Source organism: Weizmannia agrestimuris, from assembly GCF_943193165.1.
GTDB classification, from domain to species: domain Bacteria; phylum Bacillota; class Bacilli; order Bacillales; family Bacillaceae_C; genus Weizmannia; species Weizmannia faecalis.
Window position 1 is genome coordinate 1 of record NZ_CALPDC010000025.1, and the last position, 15863, is coordinate 15863.

A 15863-nucleotide genomic window follows, 5' to 3' on the forward strand; every position below is an offset into this window, starting at 1 on the left:
CTCCGGCAGTACTGCCAGCCTTCCGCCTGTTTCTTCAGTCTAATCGTTTGATCTAACTTCTCAAATACGTCCCCAACCCATTGTGTAAAAACTTTTTGCATCAGAATTTTAACCTGTTCTTCAAATTCAATAAGACTCTTTGTATCCTTTAATAATCCAGCAATTATTGATATAATATCCATGGGAAGACCTCTCTCTAGATGTTCATTTCATGGTGTACATTTAGATGATAGAGTGTCTTCCTATTTTTTCCACTCATCTGCCCCTGCGAGTAAAATTTTACACATACAAAATTAATTCTAATTGATGTTTAATATTTATAGCTTCCAATATTAATATCTATCCTATCTCCACAACCCTACAAATTCATCTAATCTGTCAACTCAACCCTAAGCACTTTTTTAATGTCGACTTGTTTCCTCAATAAAAAAAATTAAGGATTTCCAAGGTTCAAAGGTACTGCCAGAAATCAGACAGAAAACCCTCCAACCTTGGAAATCCTTTATTTATAAGTACTTTGAATAGACCTTATTTCTCCACCCTTGACATCAAGACAACACACTCAACGTGCGCCGTTTGCGGGAACATATCCACAGGCTGCATGTACGCTACGTCATAAGCCTTGCTCAATATGTGCAAGTCCTTCGCCAAAGTGGAAGGGTTGCACGACACGTAGACAAATTTTTTCGGCTTTACCTTCAAAATTGTCCGTAAGAGGGCTTCGTCACAGCCCGAACGCGGCGGGTCGACGATGACAACGTCCGGGCGCCAGCCTTGGTCCAGCCATTTCGGCAGGAGGGTTTCTGCTTTGCCGGCAAAGTAATGGGCGTTCGGGATGTTGTGGGCGGCGGCGTTTTTTCTGGCATCTTCAATCGCTTCCGGAATCACATCCATGCCACGGATTTCAGATGCGCCGTCCGCGAGCCACAAGCCAATGGTGCCGACACCGCAGTAAGCATCCGCAATTTTCTCCTTGCCGGTCAACGCAGCGGCGTTTTTCACTTCATTGTAAAGCTTCACCGTCTGGATCGGGTTCAGCTGGAAAAAGGCGCGGGCGGAGAGTTCGTATGTGAATTCTTCGAGCCGTTCTTCAATGATTTCTTTTCCGGATAAATGAATCGTTTCGTCGCCGAAAATAACCGACGTTTTTTTGGCGTTCACATTTTGCGCAACCGATACGACTTCCGGCAGGCGCTTTTTGATCTCAGAAAGGATGACATCTTTGCGCGGCAGCTCCCGCCTGGCCGTAATCAGCACAACCTGGGCTTGGCCGGTCTGGGTGCCTACCCTTGTGACAATTGTCCGCACGATGCCTTTCCCGGTTTTTTCATTATACACCGGGACATGAAAATCATTTAAAATTTGTGTCACCACTTGTGTCACTTTGTTTGTCAGCGGATGCTGGACAATGCATTCCGGCACGTTGATCAGCCGGTGGGAATCGAGGCTGTAGAGGCCGGAAATAATTTTCCCATGGTCTTCGCCGAGCTGGAACTGGCTTTTGTTCCGGTAAATCCACGGGTTATCCATGCCAATCGTCGGGCGGATATCGAGTTCGTCTACTTTTAACTTTGTATGGCGTTCAAGCGCCTGGATGACAATGTCGCGTTTTTCGATAAGCTGCTGCTTGTACGCAAGGTGCTGGAGCTGGCAGCCGCCGCACTGCTCGTAAACCGGGCACGGGGGTTTTACCCGGTGGGGCGAGCGTTTTCGCACCTTTTTGGCAATGCCCTCCACGTATTTCGGGTGTATCCGTTTTGCTTCAACGACCACCTCTTCGCCCGGCAGTGCACCTGGCACGAAAACGACCGTCCGCTTAAAATAGCCGACCCCTTCCCCGTTGATGCCGAGCCGTTTGATCGTCAAGGGAAATTGCTGTTTTGGTTTAATGATGGCTTCTTTTTGCATAAAATCCGTCCTTCTATTCGATGCTGCGCCATAAGTACAAGGAGGCATAACTCAAATAAGGCTCCCAGTCTTTTGCGTAAGCGTCCATTTCTTCATAAGTAGGTTTTTTCTCAAGCTGGAAAAGTTTTTTCAATGCCTTCTGTATGCCGATGTCAGCTTTTGGAAAATGATTCAGGCGGCCGAGCCCGAACATGAGAAAATTTTGCACGGTCCACGGGCCGATGCCGCGGATTTTCACGAGCGTTTTTAAAATTTCCTCATCCGGTTCCTTCTCAAGTGCCGCCAGATCCAGTTCGCCTGATGCCACCAATTTGGAAAGCCCGATTACATACTCTGCTTTCCGCTCGCTAAACTGCAGGGCGCGTAAATCTGCGACTTGCAATGCAGCCGTTTTTTCAGGAAACGGATAAAACCAGACACCGTCTTTTTGAAAACCAAAATGGTACACGAAACGCTCTGTCAGCGTATGGGCAAATTTCATATTGAGCTGCTGGTGGATGATGCATTTGACCAGGCAGGCATATGGCGAAAAGTCGAGCACAAACGGTGTACCGCGGTGTTCTTTAAAAAGCGGTTCAAGGGCGGTGCCGGTAAAATGGTTTGTGATGCCTGCGAGGTCTTTCTCCCACTGAAAAAGGTGAAAAATCCGCTTCTCAACGATTTCAGCGGTATCCGGATTTTCGCCTTTGATGAGAAATGCAGGTGCCTCCGTCGTGCCGGTTGCAGTGATAGCCGCTGTTTCCGGATGTTTGCCGTATATCGGGATTTTCACTGTCCGTCTAAGCGGATCCACCGCATGCAACGGGTCGAGGCTTAATCTTTCGAGCGCACGATCAAAATTGTACGGGCCATTGATTTTAACGATTTTCTCCCACATGGCGTCCTCTCAATTCGTTTTTAAGTATTATAGCACAAGCGCTCGCCCTTTTCATTGCCGATTCAACGCGCATGAAAAACAACGCAAGATAAAGAGACCCGGCCTGTTACTTGTCTAATCAGAATTTTTATTTGGACAAACGCAGGTGAGCTGCACGGCTATTTGTCTAATTAGCCTTTTTAATTAGACAAAAGCGGAAGGGCTGCTCGAGCACTTGTCCAGTTAGGGCTCTACCAATTAGACAATTGCAGGAGGGTTGCGTGCTCATTTGTTTAATTAGCGTTTCCAATTGGACAAATGCAGGTGATCCGCCCGGCTATTTGTCTAATAAAGCTGCCAATTAGACAATTGCAACAGACCCGCGCGAGCATTTGTCTAATTAGACGCCCATGCCGCTGTGAAAGCAGCACCAGCGGAAAAATAAAAATCAACCGGCGCATATTTCAGAATAGACGCCCATGCTGCAGTGAACGCGGCCAGCAGAAGAATGAAGATCAGCCGGCACAATTGTTTCCAATTCGTTCAACCCAACCCGGCAAGCCCTTTTCCTTCTGGCAAGAAACCAGCCTGTTCCGGCAAGAAAAACAGAGCTGCCCACTTTTCAGGCAGCCCTCTTTGATTACTTTTTCAATTTTTCGGTTTTCATAAACTCATCCATGCTTTTGAATTTGTAGCCTTGTTTTTTCAAGTCTTTGATCACGCGTTCCAATGCGTTGGCATTGTCTTTTGACACAGTATGGAGCAAAATAATGGCCCCAGGGTGGATTTGTGACATGATGCTGTCATAGGCAAATTGTGTGCCGCGCTGGCGGTTCACATCCCAGTCGAGGTAAGCCAGTGACCAAAGGACATGGGTGTAGCCTTCTTCATTGCCCAGTTTCAGCGTCCGTTCGCTCAGGATGCCGCGGGCCGGGCGCAAATATTTCATTTCTTTCTGGCCGGTAAGGCGGGCGGTTTCTGCTTTCACTTTTTCCAACTCTTCACGTACTTGTGCATCGGAAATCTGTGTCATGTCCGGATGGCTCCATGAGTGGTTGCCAATGATATGGCCTTCTTTCACCATCCGTTTCACAAGATCCGGATGTGATTTTAAATAGTGGCCAGTGACGAAAAAGATGGCAGGGACTTTTTCTTTCTTCAGAACATCGAGTATTTTCGGGGTATACCCATTCTCGTATCCATTGTCAAACGTCAAATACACATACTTGTCATTCGGATTGCCCTTGTAAATGCCGCCGTATTTTTGCAAAAGGGCGTTATAAGCGGCGCCGGCATCCGCCTGCTGCCCGTTTTTGCCTTTGTTAAATCCCCAGTTGATTGGGGCGTTGGAAAGGGCAAAAGCATCTCGCTGCGGGCATATTGAAAAAAACAGGAAGACTGCAAAAAGTGTTGCAAAAACTTTTCTCATAACCAAACTCCTTTTTGTTGTTTTCCTTATCTTTCTCATTTCTGCAGCCGGAAATGCTGGCAGTATCTGTTCGTGCAGGAAAACAGGGCAATATCGTTCCAAAACAGCAGTCGTCCCCCGATGCCAGATAAAAAACCGGCCTTTACAAAGAAGGGGCCGGTTTGCGCTTTTTGAATTGGTCCATTTTCATTTCGATTTCATCGATCATTTGAATAAGCCGGTCAATATCTTCAAGGCCTGCCGCTTCCGGATCAATCGAATCCAGAACCTCCAAAAAGATATTCAGCCGTTCCATTAAATAAGTAAGTTGCTGGTCCTTGTCATATACCGCTTTCCCCAAAAAAATCCTCCTCACGTACTTCTTTCTTATTATAGTATACCCCATTTTCGGCACAGAAAAAAGCTGCCGTTCAGACAGCTTTTTCTTTATTAGCGTGAGACAGGCCTCCTCAGAAGCCGGCGAACCTGCCCAATAAACTTCCTTATTTCGGCTGTTCGCTCACGGAAAAGCCGAACGAAACATAGTCCTGAATCGGAATCCAGGCGCCAATGCCGTGGGAAGTGACGTTTTTCACCAAAATTTCCCGTTTCGTCCCTTTAAGGACAAGGTACACTTCGCCGTATGTCACTTTTCCTTTTTCGTTCACGGCCGGTGCATAAGCATACAAATAGCCGAGCCGTTTTGCCGGGACATTGTATTCATGGCCTTTTTTCGTGCCGGCTCCGATAATCGTGTCAAAGGAAAGCGGCAGCTTCGAGTTTTCCATTGCTTTTAACAGCATCATTTTCTTTACATCGTCCGCTTGCGGAATCCTGGCAGTCAGGCCGCCGTGCACGATCTTTTGCGCTTCCTGGACATAGTGCATTTTATAATTGGCATCGCCGCCGCGGTTATCAAAGTAGTTCGTATTGATTTTTTGGTATTGCCAGTTTGGCGACGTTTCGCTGGATTCATAATTCAGCGGCCATTCGCCCAGATAAATTTTCGCGCGCAAGCCGAGCGATAAAAACGAACGGTTCACGCTTGTTTCATTCAACATCCGCACGAGATTCGGGTTTTCAATTCTGACATTAGATGTTTTCAGCAAAGTTTCGGTAAACTTGCTCGGCTGCAAGTAAGGCAGATCCTGCGACGAGTTCGGATACGTATTTTCTTTTGTAATGTTTAGGACCGACTGTGGAATTTGCACCTGTTTATCTGCCGGCTTTGCTTCCCCTGCCGGCACAGCAAAAAGTACGGCAAGCAGGAAAATCAGGATCGTCCGCATCCATTTCATTGATGTTGTCTCCTTTCACAAGAGGTTACGAACGTACCGTTATTTTTTCCTGCCCGGATTAAAATATCCGTTCCATGCAAATAAAACCCGGCTCCTTTATGCCACATGCATCACGGCACTCCGCCGCGATGTGCCAGCGTATTTTGCGCTTCACACGGCCGATATCTTCCGGCGTTACTGAAAAAACTCCGGTTCACCGCTGGACTCCCGTTTATAACGGGCCGCAAGTTTCCGGCGTTATTGCAGATAACCCGTGTTCCTTTTATCCCGATGCATGAGCTTCACCAGTATTTGTCAAAGTATCGCACATATTGCTTCCATTTATAATGGACATAAGCTTCCGGCGTTACTGCAAACCGATTTTCCTATATCCCGTTAATGGATCGCACGCATTTTTTCCGGCTATGATGGATACCGATTCCGGAATTACAGCAAGTAAAAACCGATCCCCATGATAATGTAGGCTGCCAGCATGGTGGCACCTTCAAACCAGTTTGTTTCCCCGTCATTTGCCAAAATGATCGTAAGCATGACCGCAGCGATCATCGAGACCAGCTCCGGTATGGAAAAGACAAGCGGCATGGCTTTTTCAAAAAACAAAGATGCGAGCACCAGGACGGGGACGACAAACATGGACACCTGGAGCGTGGAGCCGAATGCAATTTCAACCGCAATATCCATTTTATTTTTTACCGCCATTAAAATGGCCGAAGCATGTTCAGCGGCATTCCCGACAATGGCAACGATGATAATCCCGATAAACATTTCGCTCCATCCGAAACTTTTTGCAACGGACTCAAAAGTATGTACGAGATTTTCCGAAATATAGGCCACTGCAAGCGTCGCAAGGGCAAGCACAAAGATCGATTTCCCCTTTGACCATTCCGGCGCTTCATGTTCTTCTTTCTGCTGGGCCCGTGCTTCCCTGTCCTGATAGATCCCGCGGTGTGTCACCAGTTTAAAAAACAGGGCAAACAAGTAAAGCAGGATTAAAATAATGGAAATGCCAATGCTGAGGCTGACCGTCTTCCCTTCTGACATATTCATGGAAAAAATTTCAGGAATCACAAATGCGACAAAAATCGCGAAAATCAAAAGCCCTGAATTATGCCGCGCATCATACACGTTGAACTTTTGGCGTTTGTATTTGATCCCCCCGAACAAAAACGACATGCCAGCAACAAGCAGCAAGTTCCCGAGCACAGAGCCTGTCAAAGAAGCAAGCACGACCTGGTGCAGCCCGGCCGCAAGGGAAAACAATGAAATAATCAATTCCACCGCATTTCCGAATGTGGCATTTAACAAGCCGCCGATCCGCGGACCCGCTATAATCGCGAGACTTTCGGTTGCCCGGCCCATAAAACTGGCCAGCGCAATGATGGTCAGGCAGTAAACGGCAAACATCAAAACGTTCGGCCAGTGCAAAAGTGCTCCTGCAACCGAGACGGGAACCCCGATCATCACCATAATGGCAAACATTTTATTCATGGCCATCCTCCTTATCTGCTTTCTATAAAATTTTACAAAAGAACGGTTGGCTTGCCAAATTTTTCTGATCTGATTATGCTATAGAGAACGAATGCACAACGAGAACAAGCCGGGTGAGAGCAATGAATCGTTATGAAAATATGCGTTTTTGGATTTTGGTATTGATGACTTCTGTTTCCGGATTTACACAGGGCATGCTTTTGCCGCTGATTTCCATTATTTTTGAAAAAGATGGAATTGATGCATCATTGAACGGGCTGAATGCAACCGGCCTGTATATCGGCGTTTTATTTGCATCCCCGCTCATGGAAGCGCCGCTGCGGAAATTCGGATATAAGCCGCTTATTTTAACAGGCGGGCTGACCGTATTTGCCTCACTGCTTTTATTTCCGGCCTGGAAATCGTTATGGTTTTGGTTTGTTTTGCGCCTTTTCATCGGCATTGGAGACCATATGCTGAATTTTTCGGCGCAGACATGGATCACGTCTTTCTCCCGGAAAGGGCAGCTCGGGCGGAACATTGCGTTATACGGGCTTTTTTTCAGCCTTGGATTTGCCGTCGGGCCGTATATGACAAGGCTTGTAAATGTGGATGAGCGCCTTCCCTTTATTGCCTGCTCCATCATCAGCCTTTGTTTCTGGCTGGCCGTTTTTCTTTTAAAAAATGAGCACCCGGAAGCAGATTTGGAAAATGTTTCTTTTCTGGCCACATTTCAGCGCTTTGGTAAGGTCTGGAAACTGGCGTGGGTTGCATTGCTCCCGCCGCTCGGTTACGGATTCATGGAATCGTCTTTAAACAGCAGTTTCCCGGTTTATGCATTAAGAAACGGAATAAATGTCGATGCTGTTTCCATGATTATCCCTGCCTTCTCGATCGGAAGCATCGTTTTTCAGCTTCCGCTCGGCATGTTAAGCGACCGGCTCGGAAGGCGAAAAGTGTTGATTGCGGTCCTTTTGATCGGCTGCGCCTGTTTTGCGGGGGCTGCTTTTAGCAAATCAAACGTCATCGCGCTGTTTGCTTGCTTTTTCGTTGCCGGTATGGCCGTCGGCTCGACGTTTTCTCTCGGGATCAGTTACCTGTCCGATCTGCTGCCGCGGCCGCTCCTTCCCGCCGGCAACATCATGTGCGGCATTCTGTACAGCTTTGGCAGCATGGCCGGCCCTTATCTTTGTGGCGTGATCATTAAATATACAAAAGGGCCCGTATTTTTCCTGCTGATTTGTATGCTATTGCTTGTTTTGTCCGTTCTGATTTTCCGTTTCAAAAAAACGGCCGCTGCTGTTCCCCGGCACTCCTGACAGCTGCCCGCTTCCGGCTTTGCCTTTTGTCCGCCGTTCTCAGCAACCTCCTTTGCTGAGAACGGCTGCGATAAGATCTACCTGAAAAACCGGCCGCGATCTTAACCCGGGGATCTCTGTGTTTAGATCGCGCGGCATTTTGACTGCCTTTCTCTAACGAAGAAATTTGTCCGTCTGTTTTAACTTAGAACGCTTCTCTGTTAAAACAGACGGAAATTGGAACGCCTTTCTTCACTTAGAATGCTTCGTCTTTTTACTAAGATGTCATGGTAACTTGCCGCTTTTTTAATATGCGCATAAAAGCAATGATCCAAATTAGCAATTTTTGTGTTTATCATTTAAAACGGCATTCAGTTCACCGCCAAAAATGAGGATGATGCCGCTAATATAAAACCAAAGCATCATGATGATCATCCCGCCGAGGCTGCCGTATGTGGCATTATAATTTCCAAAATGGCTGACATAAAACGATAAGGCGAGTGACGCCACAATCCAGCCGACTGTTGCAAAAATGGCTCCGGGGACAACCGTCAGGCAGCCAAATTTTTCATTCGGCGCAAAAAAGTATAACAAGGAAAACACGATAAACAGCAGTACCGGCGTAAGCGCCCATCTTAAAATATTGATCAAATTTTTCAAATCATTCGGCAGCCCGAAGTAAGAAAACACATAATGGATGAGCTGCTGGCCGAACACAGGAATTAAAATAACGGCTATAAACACGATGATCATCCCAAGTGTCAGCATCACCGACATGAGCCGTTGCATGACAGGCGGGCGTGATTCCTCTACTTTATAAGCCCTGTTTAATGCTTTAATGACCGCGTTCATTCCGTTTGAAGCGGACCACAAAGTCGCGATCATCCCGAAAGAAAGCAGGCCGCCGTGCCGATTGATCAGCACTTCTTTCAAGGTGGTTTCGATCAGCTTGAACGACTGGCTTGGCGCAAAATACCTGACCATATTTAACACATCATCCGTTTTAATGGGCAAATAAGGAAGCAAGGTAAACAAAAAGATCAATAGCGGAAATAGAGATAAAAGAAAAAAGTAGGATAACTGTGCAGCCATCCCGGTAATATCGTTCCGTTTTGAGTTCTCTAACAAAGCCGCAATGGTTGAACGTTTTTTTTCTGCCTGGAGTGCAATTTTATCCAATTTTCATCACCCTCTGTCCGTCCGGTTTACCACTATATTTCCCTCTCCGGTCCGTATGAAACGTTTCGGGATCGGTAGTCATGCGGTATAATAAAACAAGAAAAACACGAAAAGGGTGAAAATGTTGGATCTCTCAGAAAAATCAGCGCAAAATATGGCTTATATGGTGCAGGCAATTACAGCGAAATTAAAAATGGTCAATACGGCGGCACTGCAGTCGTCCCAGTTTAGCATTGACCATTATGACGATTTGTTTGACTTGTACGAAATGGTGATGAAAAAAAATACATTCAGCCCGAATGAAATGCAAGCTATTGTGGAAGTGCTCGGCAGCCTGAAAAAAGATTGATTCCGGCCGATTTCAGAAAATGGGGAGCCTTTATTGCCTTCCTGATTTTGGGATCGAAGCATGGAAAGCCTTTGAAGGTTTCAGAATGTAAAAAAGCTGGGAGCTTTATTGCCTCCCAGCTTTTTTAAGTTTCCGGAATAGAAACCCGGATCCGTGTTTCAGTGCAGCATTAATCTTCCTGATCGGTAATGATCACAATGCCGTCTTTTGTAATCGCAATGGTATGTTCATACTGTGCGGAAAGGGATCCGTCCCTCGTCCGGGCTGTCCAGCCGTTGTCATCCATCTTCGTTTCATAGCTGCCGATATTCACCATCGGCTCGATCGTGATGACCATCCCTTCTTTGATGCGCGGTCCTTTATGCGGCAGCCCGTAGTGCGGCACTTCCGGTTTTTCGTGGATCGTCGGGCCGATGCCATGGCCGATAAAATTGCGGACAACCGAGAACCCCTGTGCTTCCACATACGTCTGAATGGCGTGGCCGATGTCACCGATCCGGTTGCCCGGTTTGGCCTGTTCAATTCCTTTATAAAGCGCTTCTTTTGTAACATCAAGCAGTTTTTGCGTCTGCTCACTTACTTTTCCGACCGGATAACTCCAGGCGGAATCAGCCAGCGCGCCGTTCAGGTTGACGACCATATCAATCGTGACGATATCTCCTTCCTTTAACGGCGTTTTCCGCGGAAACCCGTGGCAAATTTCATCATTGATGCTTGCACATGTCGCATACTGATAGCCTTGGTACCCCTTTTGTTCAGGGGTTGCCCCGTGCTCCCTTAAATAACGGTCAACAAATTCCTCAATTTCCCATGTTGTGATCCCCGGCTTGATCATTTTTGCAATTTTTTTATGCGTATCAGCAAGCAGTTTGCCTGCTTTTTTCATCATGTCAATTTCTCTTTGCGATTTCAGTGTAATCATCTTCTACTTCCTTTCGTTATGGCAACATTATTCTATGTAAAAGTTCATTTTCTGTTTCCCCGCTCCATTTATCATATCCCTAATTTGCATTGTGCGCAAAGTAAAAAAACTGCTGCCCGGAAAGAGGCAGCAGTTTTTACATACAAGCTCATCCGTTCAGGAGTTTCAGCGATTCCCTGTTAAATGCAGGGATGTCATCCGGCGTACGGCTTGTGACAAGTTGGTTTTGGCATACGACAACTTCTTCGTCGCGGAAGTTCGCACCGGCATATTCCATGTCAACACGGATCGATTTGTAACCTGTAGCAGACCGGCCTTCCAATGCTTTTGCTGTAATCAAAAGCTGCGGGCCGTGGCAGATTGCAAACACCGGTTTTTTCGAATCCATAAACTGTTTTACAAATTGGACAAAGCGATCGTCGGCGCGGAGTTGGTCCGGAGAAAAGCCACCCGGAATCAGAAGGGCATCAAAATCACCCACGCTGACATCATCGATGCCTTTGTCAATATGGATTTCGGTGCCGTGTTTCCCTTTTACCGTTTTTCCGGCTTCCATTTCAATATTGACAATTTCATGGCCGGCTTCCTTATATGCTTTCACCGGTTCGGTGTACTCTGAATCTTCCACTTCATTGGTGACAAGTACAGCGATCTTTTTAGCCAATCGAACCATCTCCTTTTCTAATCTTTGGGACGTTTATATTTTACCTCGTTTGTGCGGTTTTAAACAAACAGTTTGCTTCACGGAACGATGGGGCGATTGGAAATACGGATCCGGGCGCTCTTTTTGCGTGGTTTTACCAGTCGCTTCCTTCCTCATTTTTCGGGAGAATGAGTACTTCCACCCGCCGGTTTTTTGCCCGGCCATCCGGCGTATCATTCGATGCAATCGGATGGTATTCCCCATATCCTTTTGCCGAAAAATATTTCGGATTTAAATTTTTGTTTTCTAAAATGATCTTTAAAAAATTGGTTGCGCGCATCACGCTTAAGTCCCAGTTTGATTGAAAGACGGAGTTGTGGATCGGCACATTATCCGTATGGCCGCTCACGATAATGCTTCTTGGCGGATCCATTACGAGCAAATTGGAAAGGGCTTTGGCTGTTTTGATATCTTCTTTCCGGACCTCCGCTTTTCCCGAATCAAACAGGACATTGTCTCGGATCGTAATCAAAAGCCCTTCGCCTGTCAAAGACGTTTCAAACTTTCCTTCCAATTTATTGTGCGCTATGTACGTGTTGATTTTTTGCTGGGTTTCTTTTAATTGGGCGTCCCCTTGCCCATTTGATGCATTTGTTGTGCTGTTGCTTTTTGAACCATTCGTTGTGCTGTCCCCGTTTTTTTGTGCATCATTTTTCTTTTGCTCGATAAATTTTTCTGTGTCGGATGTGCCGTTATCATCCCCGGATGTCTGCTTTGTATAATCGAAAAAGCTCGTCCCGCCAACAAACACCCCGTTTAAGACTTTAGAAAATCTTTGAAACTTCTGGGCATCGATAGAACTCATTGCAAACAGAACGATATACAGGGCAAGAAGCAATGTCAAAAAGTCGGAATAAGGCAGGAGCCATGCCTCGCTGTTTTCCTCTTCTTCTTGTTTTTTCTTCCGCTTTTTACTCATTTGTTGCCACGCTGCCTTCTGTAATCTCTTCCATCAGTTGTATCCGTTCTTCATTTGGCAAATAAGACGCCAGTTTCTGTTCGATCACGCGCGGGGATTCGCCTGCCAGAATGGAGAGAATCCCTTCCAGCATCATTTCCTTGTTTTTTGCTTCGTTTTTGGACTTCCGTTTTAATTTATTGGCAAACGGATGCCACAATACGTAGCCGGTAAAAATTCCGAGCAGTGTGGCCACGAATGCGGCTGAAATGGCATGCCCGAGCACTTCTGTATCCGACATATTTCCGAGGGCAGCGATCAGCCCCAATACAGCACCGAGCACCCCGAGTGTCGGGGCATACGTGCCTGCCTGTGAAAAAATGGCAGCCCCCATCTGATGCCTTTCTTCCATTGCTTCAATTTCTTCGCTCAGCACATCGCGGATATATTCGGCGCTCTGCCCGTCAATCGCAAGGCTCAGGCCGTTTTTCAAAAAAGCGTCATCGACTTCATCCAGCCTTGCTTCAAGCGCCAGCAGCCCTTCTCTCCGAGCAGTCTGGGCCCAGTCGGAAAAAAAGCGGATCATTTCTTCCGTGCTCATCAGTTTTTGTTCCGTAAAAATAATCTTCAACAGTTTCGGAACTTTTTTCAATTCACTCATTGGGAAACCGATAATGACGGTCGCAGCCGTTCCCGCCAGTATAATCAAAAGGGCAGCCGGGTTGACGAGGACAGCCGGGCTTACCCCTTTTAACACCATGCCGGTACCAATTGCCACAACACCCAGAATTACGCCGATAATTGATGATTTATCCATTTTTTTCACCTGAATATCATAATGTCTTCTTTCATTATATCGGATGGATGGCGGCAATTTATAGTAAAAAAAGCGGAAAAAATGATGCGGTTTTTAAACGCCCTTGTAAATGGGACAGCTGATTTCAGTTCCCTAGTCTTTAGTAAGCGATTACAATTCAACAGCACCCTGTACCATATCCAGGACGCCGCCCATTTTCTAACGGGCTGCCTGAAACGGAACCGCTTCACTTCCGGTCGTGTTCGCGGCGTCCCTTAATCAAACAGCTTTTTTTCAATTTTATCCTGATAATTTTTAAAAATGGCGCTGTTTGTTTTGATCCGTTTTTTGGAGATCATTTGGTTATACGCCAGCAGTTTCTCGCTCAGTTTCTTTTGTAATCCTTCTTTTTCCATTTCATTTTCAGATTGTTTGATTAAATCTTCAATGGAAAGCAGTTCTTTCTTTAAATTGGCTTCTTCCGGGGAAAAACCGGCATTCTGTAAAATCCGGTAAGCCATCCGCAAATCTTCCGGCACGCCGGAAAGCGGGTCTTTCGGAAGTGGCTTTCCGTACCCCGGCAGATTTTCAAATTGCCCTTCTTCATACGCTTTCCGGATTTTATCTTCCGTCATTCTGGTGAAATCCACAGGTCGGCACCCCTTTCGCTTTTTTTACTATTATACCGTATTCGGGTACATATTTCCTTATGTTTAAGGGACGCTATAGGCAGGAAGGGGGAACGATGATGGGACGCGGAGAAATGTTCGACCATAAAAGAAAAGGTCATCCGGGTCGTTTTCCGAAAGACCAGATGACCGATGAAAAGCAGCACAAAGACAGCAACTATGACGAAGAGCAAATCATTCCGCACGAAGCGTTTAAAAACCGTATGCACAACCCATAATAACAGGCGCCGCAACGTATGCGGCGCCTTTCGATTATGCCCGTCCTTCGAGGTATTCTTTTAACACCACCGCCTGGTTGTGCTTTTCGTCTTTTGCCGCGTAGAGCAATGTCACCGTTCCAGCCTTTCCCCATTCGATCAGCCGGTCCAGTTCCGTTCTGTCTTCCAGCCGGTCCAGCTCTTCCTTATAAAGCGCAGCAAATTCAGCAAAAAGCGCAGGATTATGATTGAATTTTTTCCTGAGGGAACTCGTTGGTGCAACTGTCTTCATCCAGGCATCGAGTGCCGCTTTTTCTTTTGATATGCCGCGCGGCCAGAGCCGGTCGACCAGCACGCGTCTGCCATCCTCGCCAGGTTCTTCATAAATTCGTTTTATCCGGTACATTTGGCAAGCCCCCTTTCAATCCTTGCCCGGTCCTTAACTTTCTTCATTGTTTTCCCCGCTTTTTCTGGTATCATAGGATTGATACCAATTCTGGACAGATGAGGAAATATTTATGAGAATACGTGATTGGGATCAAAATTTAAAAGTCCGTCTGCTTGGGGAATCCTTGATGAATATCACCTTTTGGATGTTTTTCCCCTTTCTGACCATTTATTTCACCGAGGCGTTCGGGGCCGGGCTTGCGGGTGTCCTGTTGATTGTCTCACAAGTTTTTTCCGTCATTGCCAATTTACTCGGAGGATACTACGCCGACCGCTTCGGCAGAAAGAAAATGATGGTGGTGGCTTCAATCGGGCAGGGCGTGTCTTTTTTCATTTTCGGATTTGCCAACTCGCCATGGTTTCATTCCGCCGTGACAGCTTTTATTTGCTTTACGGCTGCCGGCGTTTTCGGTTCTTTTTATTATCCGGCAAGCCAGGCAATGATTGCCGATGTTGTGGATGAGAAAAACCGCAGCCATGTGTTTGCCGTTTTTTATACATCCATGAATATCTCCGTCGTCATCGGCCCGGCAATCGGCGGGATATTTTTTGCGGATTACCGTTTTGAACTGCTTGTTTTTGCCGCCCTTTCCTGTTTTCTGCTTGGCGTCCTGCTCGTCAAATATACGCGGGAAACAGCACCGGTTTGGGCAGGCGGGCAGCAACGCGTCCGTAAAAAATGGTACAGTACGCTGATGGAACAGGCAAAGAGCTACCAGGTGATTGTCAAAGATAAAATATTTATGTTGTTTATTTTGGCCGGAATCCTGATTTCCCAAACGTATATGCAGCTTGATTTAATTTTGCCGGTATTTACAAAGCAGGCCATTCCTGAAGCAGATTTGCTTCATCTGCTCCACTTTACCGGCGAGCAGCTGTACGGTTTTATTTTATCCGAAAACGGGCTGATTGTCGCGCTTTTTTCAGTAGCGGCGACGAAATGGGTGACGAGGTACCGGGAACGGAATGTGTTTGTCCTTTCCTCCCTCCTGTATGCCATTTCGATTTATTTGTTTGGTGTCTGGATTTCAAGCATCGGCTTTATTTTCTCGATTCTGTTGTTCTCGCTTGGCGAACTGATTGTGACGGGGATTCAGCAGGACTTTGTTTCGAAGCTTTCCCCTCCTGAGATGCGCGCGCAATATTTTGCCGCTGCCAGCTTGCGCAATACAATCGGGCGTACAATTGCCCCTGTTTCCATCCCGCTTGCCGGCTGGATCGGCTATAAAGGAACGTTTTCCATTCTGGCCGTGCTTGCGGTCATGAGCGCGGGGATGTATGTGCTGATGTTTCGCCAATATGAAAAGAAACGCCTGTCTGCTTGAAAAAACGAGCACGATCCATGCACAATATGCTAAAAAAGTCTGTCTGTTTAAACGGGCAGACTTTTTTTCATGAACAGCGGCATTTTGAACCATACTAGTTTTAGAAAAGTTTGCGGACTTTTT

17 protein-coding genes and 1 pseudogene are annotated in these 15863 nt (G+C 46.5%); 4 read left to right on the forward strand and 14 right to left on the reverse strand.

Going from position 1 to position 15863, the window contains the following annotated elements; translation table 11 throughout:
* The 7 genes and pseudogenes from NFR98_RS10170 to cax form a co-directional block, all read right to left on the reverse strand.
* Positions 1-182, reverse strand: a pseudogene (locus NFR98_RS10170) (UPF0236 family protein); the annotation flags it as partial.
* Between the two features lie 346 nt (positions 183-528).
* A complete protein-coding gene (gene rlmD, locus NFR98_RS10175; protein WP_035188853.1) occupies positions 529-1908 on the reverse strand; it encodes a 23S rRNA (uracil(1939)-C(5))-methyltransferase RlmD in 1380 nt (459 codons plus the stop codon).
* Between the two features lie 13 nt (positions 1909-1921).
* Positions 1922-2785: a DNA-3-methyladenine glycosylase family protein gene (locus NFR98_RS10180; RefSeq protein WP_035188855.1), complete on the reverse strand. Its 864-nt coding sequence runs from the start codon at positions 2783-2785 to the stop codon at positions 1922-1924.
* Between the two features lie 619 nt (positions 2786-3404).
* Positions 3405-4193 carry a delta-lactam-biosynthetic de-N-acetylase gene (gene pdaA, locus NFR98_RS10185; RefSeq protein ID WP_061565714.1) on the reverse strand — a complete coding sequence of 263 codons (789 nt, stop codon included), beginning with the start codon at positions 4191-4193 and terminating at the stop codon, positions 3405-3407.
* A 142-nt stretch (positions 4194-4335) separates the two neighbouring features.
* The gene (locus NFR98_RS10190; RefSeq protein WP_017554110.1) at positions 4336-4533 is read right to left on the reverse strand and encodes an SE1561 family protein; all 198 of its coding nucleotides are present in this window, start codon (positions 4531-4533) and stop codon (positions 4336-4338) included.
* A gap of 142 nt (positions 4534-4675) precedes the next feature.
* A complete protein-coding gene (locus NFR98_RS10195; RefSeq protein ID WP_251460059.1) occupies positions 4676-5470 on the reverse strand; it encodes a YfkD famly protein in 795 nt (264 codons plus the stop codon).
* Positions 5471-5896: 426 nt separating this feature from the next.
* Positions 5897-6958: a calcium/proton exchanger gene (cax, locus tag NFR98_RS10200; RefSeq protein ID WP_251460061.1), complete on the reverse strand. Its 1062-nt coding sequence runs from the start codon at positions 6956-6958 to the stop codon at positions 5897-5899.
* Positions 6959-7071: 113 nt separating this feature from the next.
* Between cax and NFR98_RS10205 the strand changes: the two genes are divergently transcribed.
* On the forward strand, positions 7072-8256 hold the full coding sequence (locus NFR98_RS10205; RefSeq protein ID WP_251460063.1) for an MFS transporter: 1185 nt from the start codon (positions 7072-7074) through the stop codon (positions 8254-8256).
* A 315-nt stretch (positions 8257-8571) separates the two neighbouring features.
* On the opposite strand, the gene NFR98_RS10210 is transcribed toward NFR98_RS10205, so the two are convergent.
* Positions 8572-9414, reverse strand: coding sequence for a YihY/virulence factor BrkB family protein (locus NFR98_RS10210; protein ID WP_017551473.1), 843 nt, complete (start codon positions 9412-9414; stop codon positions 8572-8574).
* A gap of 124 nt (positions 9415-9538) precedes the next feature.
* Between NFR98_RS10210 and NFR98_RS10215 the strand changes: the two genes are divergently transcribed.
* On the forward strand, positions 9539-9763 hold the full coding sequence (locus NFR98_RS10215) for a DUF1128 domain-containing protein (RefSeq protein WP_251460065.1): 225 nt from the start codon (positions 9539-9541) through the stop codon (positions 9761-9763).
* A 169-nt stretch (positions 9764-9932) separates the two neighbouring features.
* On the opposite strand, the gene map is transcribed toward NFR98_RS10215, so the two are convergent.
* The 5 genes from map to NFR98_RS10240 form a co-directional block, all read right to left on the reverse strand.
* Entirely contained in the window at positions 9933-10685 is a 753-nt protein-coding gene (gene map / locus NFR98_RS10220) for a type I methionyl aminopeptidase (RefSeq protein WP_251460067.1), read from the reverse strand.
* 148 nt (positions 10686-10833) lie between these two features.
* Positions 10834-11349 carry a type 1 glutamine amidotransferase domain-containing protein gene (locus NFR98_RS10225; protein WP_014097235.1) on the reverse strand — a complete coding sequence of 172 codons (516 nt, stop codon included), beginning with the start codon at positions 11347-11349 and terminating at the stop codon, positions 10834-10836.
* 133 nt (positions 11350-11482) lie between these two features.
* The gene (gene motB, locus NFR98_RS10230; protein WP_251460069.1) at positions 11483-12307 is read right to left on the reverse strand and encodes a flagellar motor protein MotB; all 825 of its coding nucleotides are present in this window, start codon (positions 12305-12307) and stop codon (positions 11483-11485) included.
* Positions 12300-13103, reverse strand: coding sequence for a flagellar motor stator protein MotA (gene motA, locus NFR98_RS10235; protein ID WP_017551469.1), 804 nt, complete (start codon positions 13101-13103; stop codon positions 12300-12302). The genes motB and motA overlap by 8 nt, the downstream gene beginning before the upstream one ends.
* Before the next feature lie 254 nt (positions 13104-13357).
* Positions 13358-13732, reverse strand: a complete 375-nt coding sequence (locus NFR98_RS10240; protein WP_179234649.1) for a DnaJ family domain-containing protein — start codon at positions 13730-13732, stop codon at positions 13358-13360.
* A 98-nt stretch (positions 13733-13830) separates the two neighbouring features.
* Here NFR98_RS10240 and NFR98_RS10245 point away from each other — a divergent pair, with 98 nt between their 5' ends.
* On the forward strand, positions 13831-13989 hold the full coding sequence (locus NFR98_RS10245; RefSeq protein ID WP_185740937.1) for a hypothetical protein: 159 nt from the start codon (positions 13831-13833) through the stop codon (positions 13987-13989).
* Positions 13990-14023: 34 nt separating this feature from the next.
* Here the strand turns inward: NFR98_RS10245 and NFR98_RS10250 are convergent, their stop codons facing one another.
* A complete protein-coding gene (locus NFR98_RS10250) occupies positions 14024-14374 on the reverse strand; it encodes a DUF488 domain-containing protein (RefSeq protein ID WP_026684483.1) in 351 nt (116 codons plus the stop codon).
* Between the two features lie 112 nt (positions 14375-14486).
* Here NFR98_RS10250 and NFR98_RS10255 point away from each other — a divergent pair, with 112 nt between their 5' ends.
* On the forward strand, positions 14487-15740 hold the full coding sequence (locus NFR98_RS10255) for an MDR family MFS transporter (protein WP_179234651.1): 1254 nt from the start codon (positions 14487-14489) through the stop codon (positions 15738-15740).
* Positions 15741-15863 lie beyond the last annotated feature (123 nt).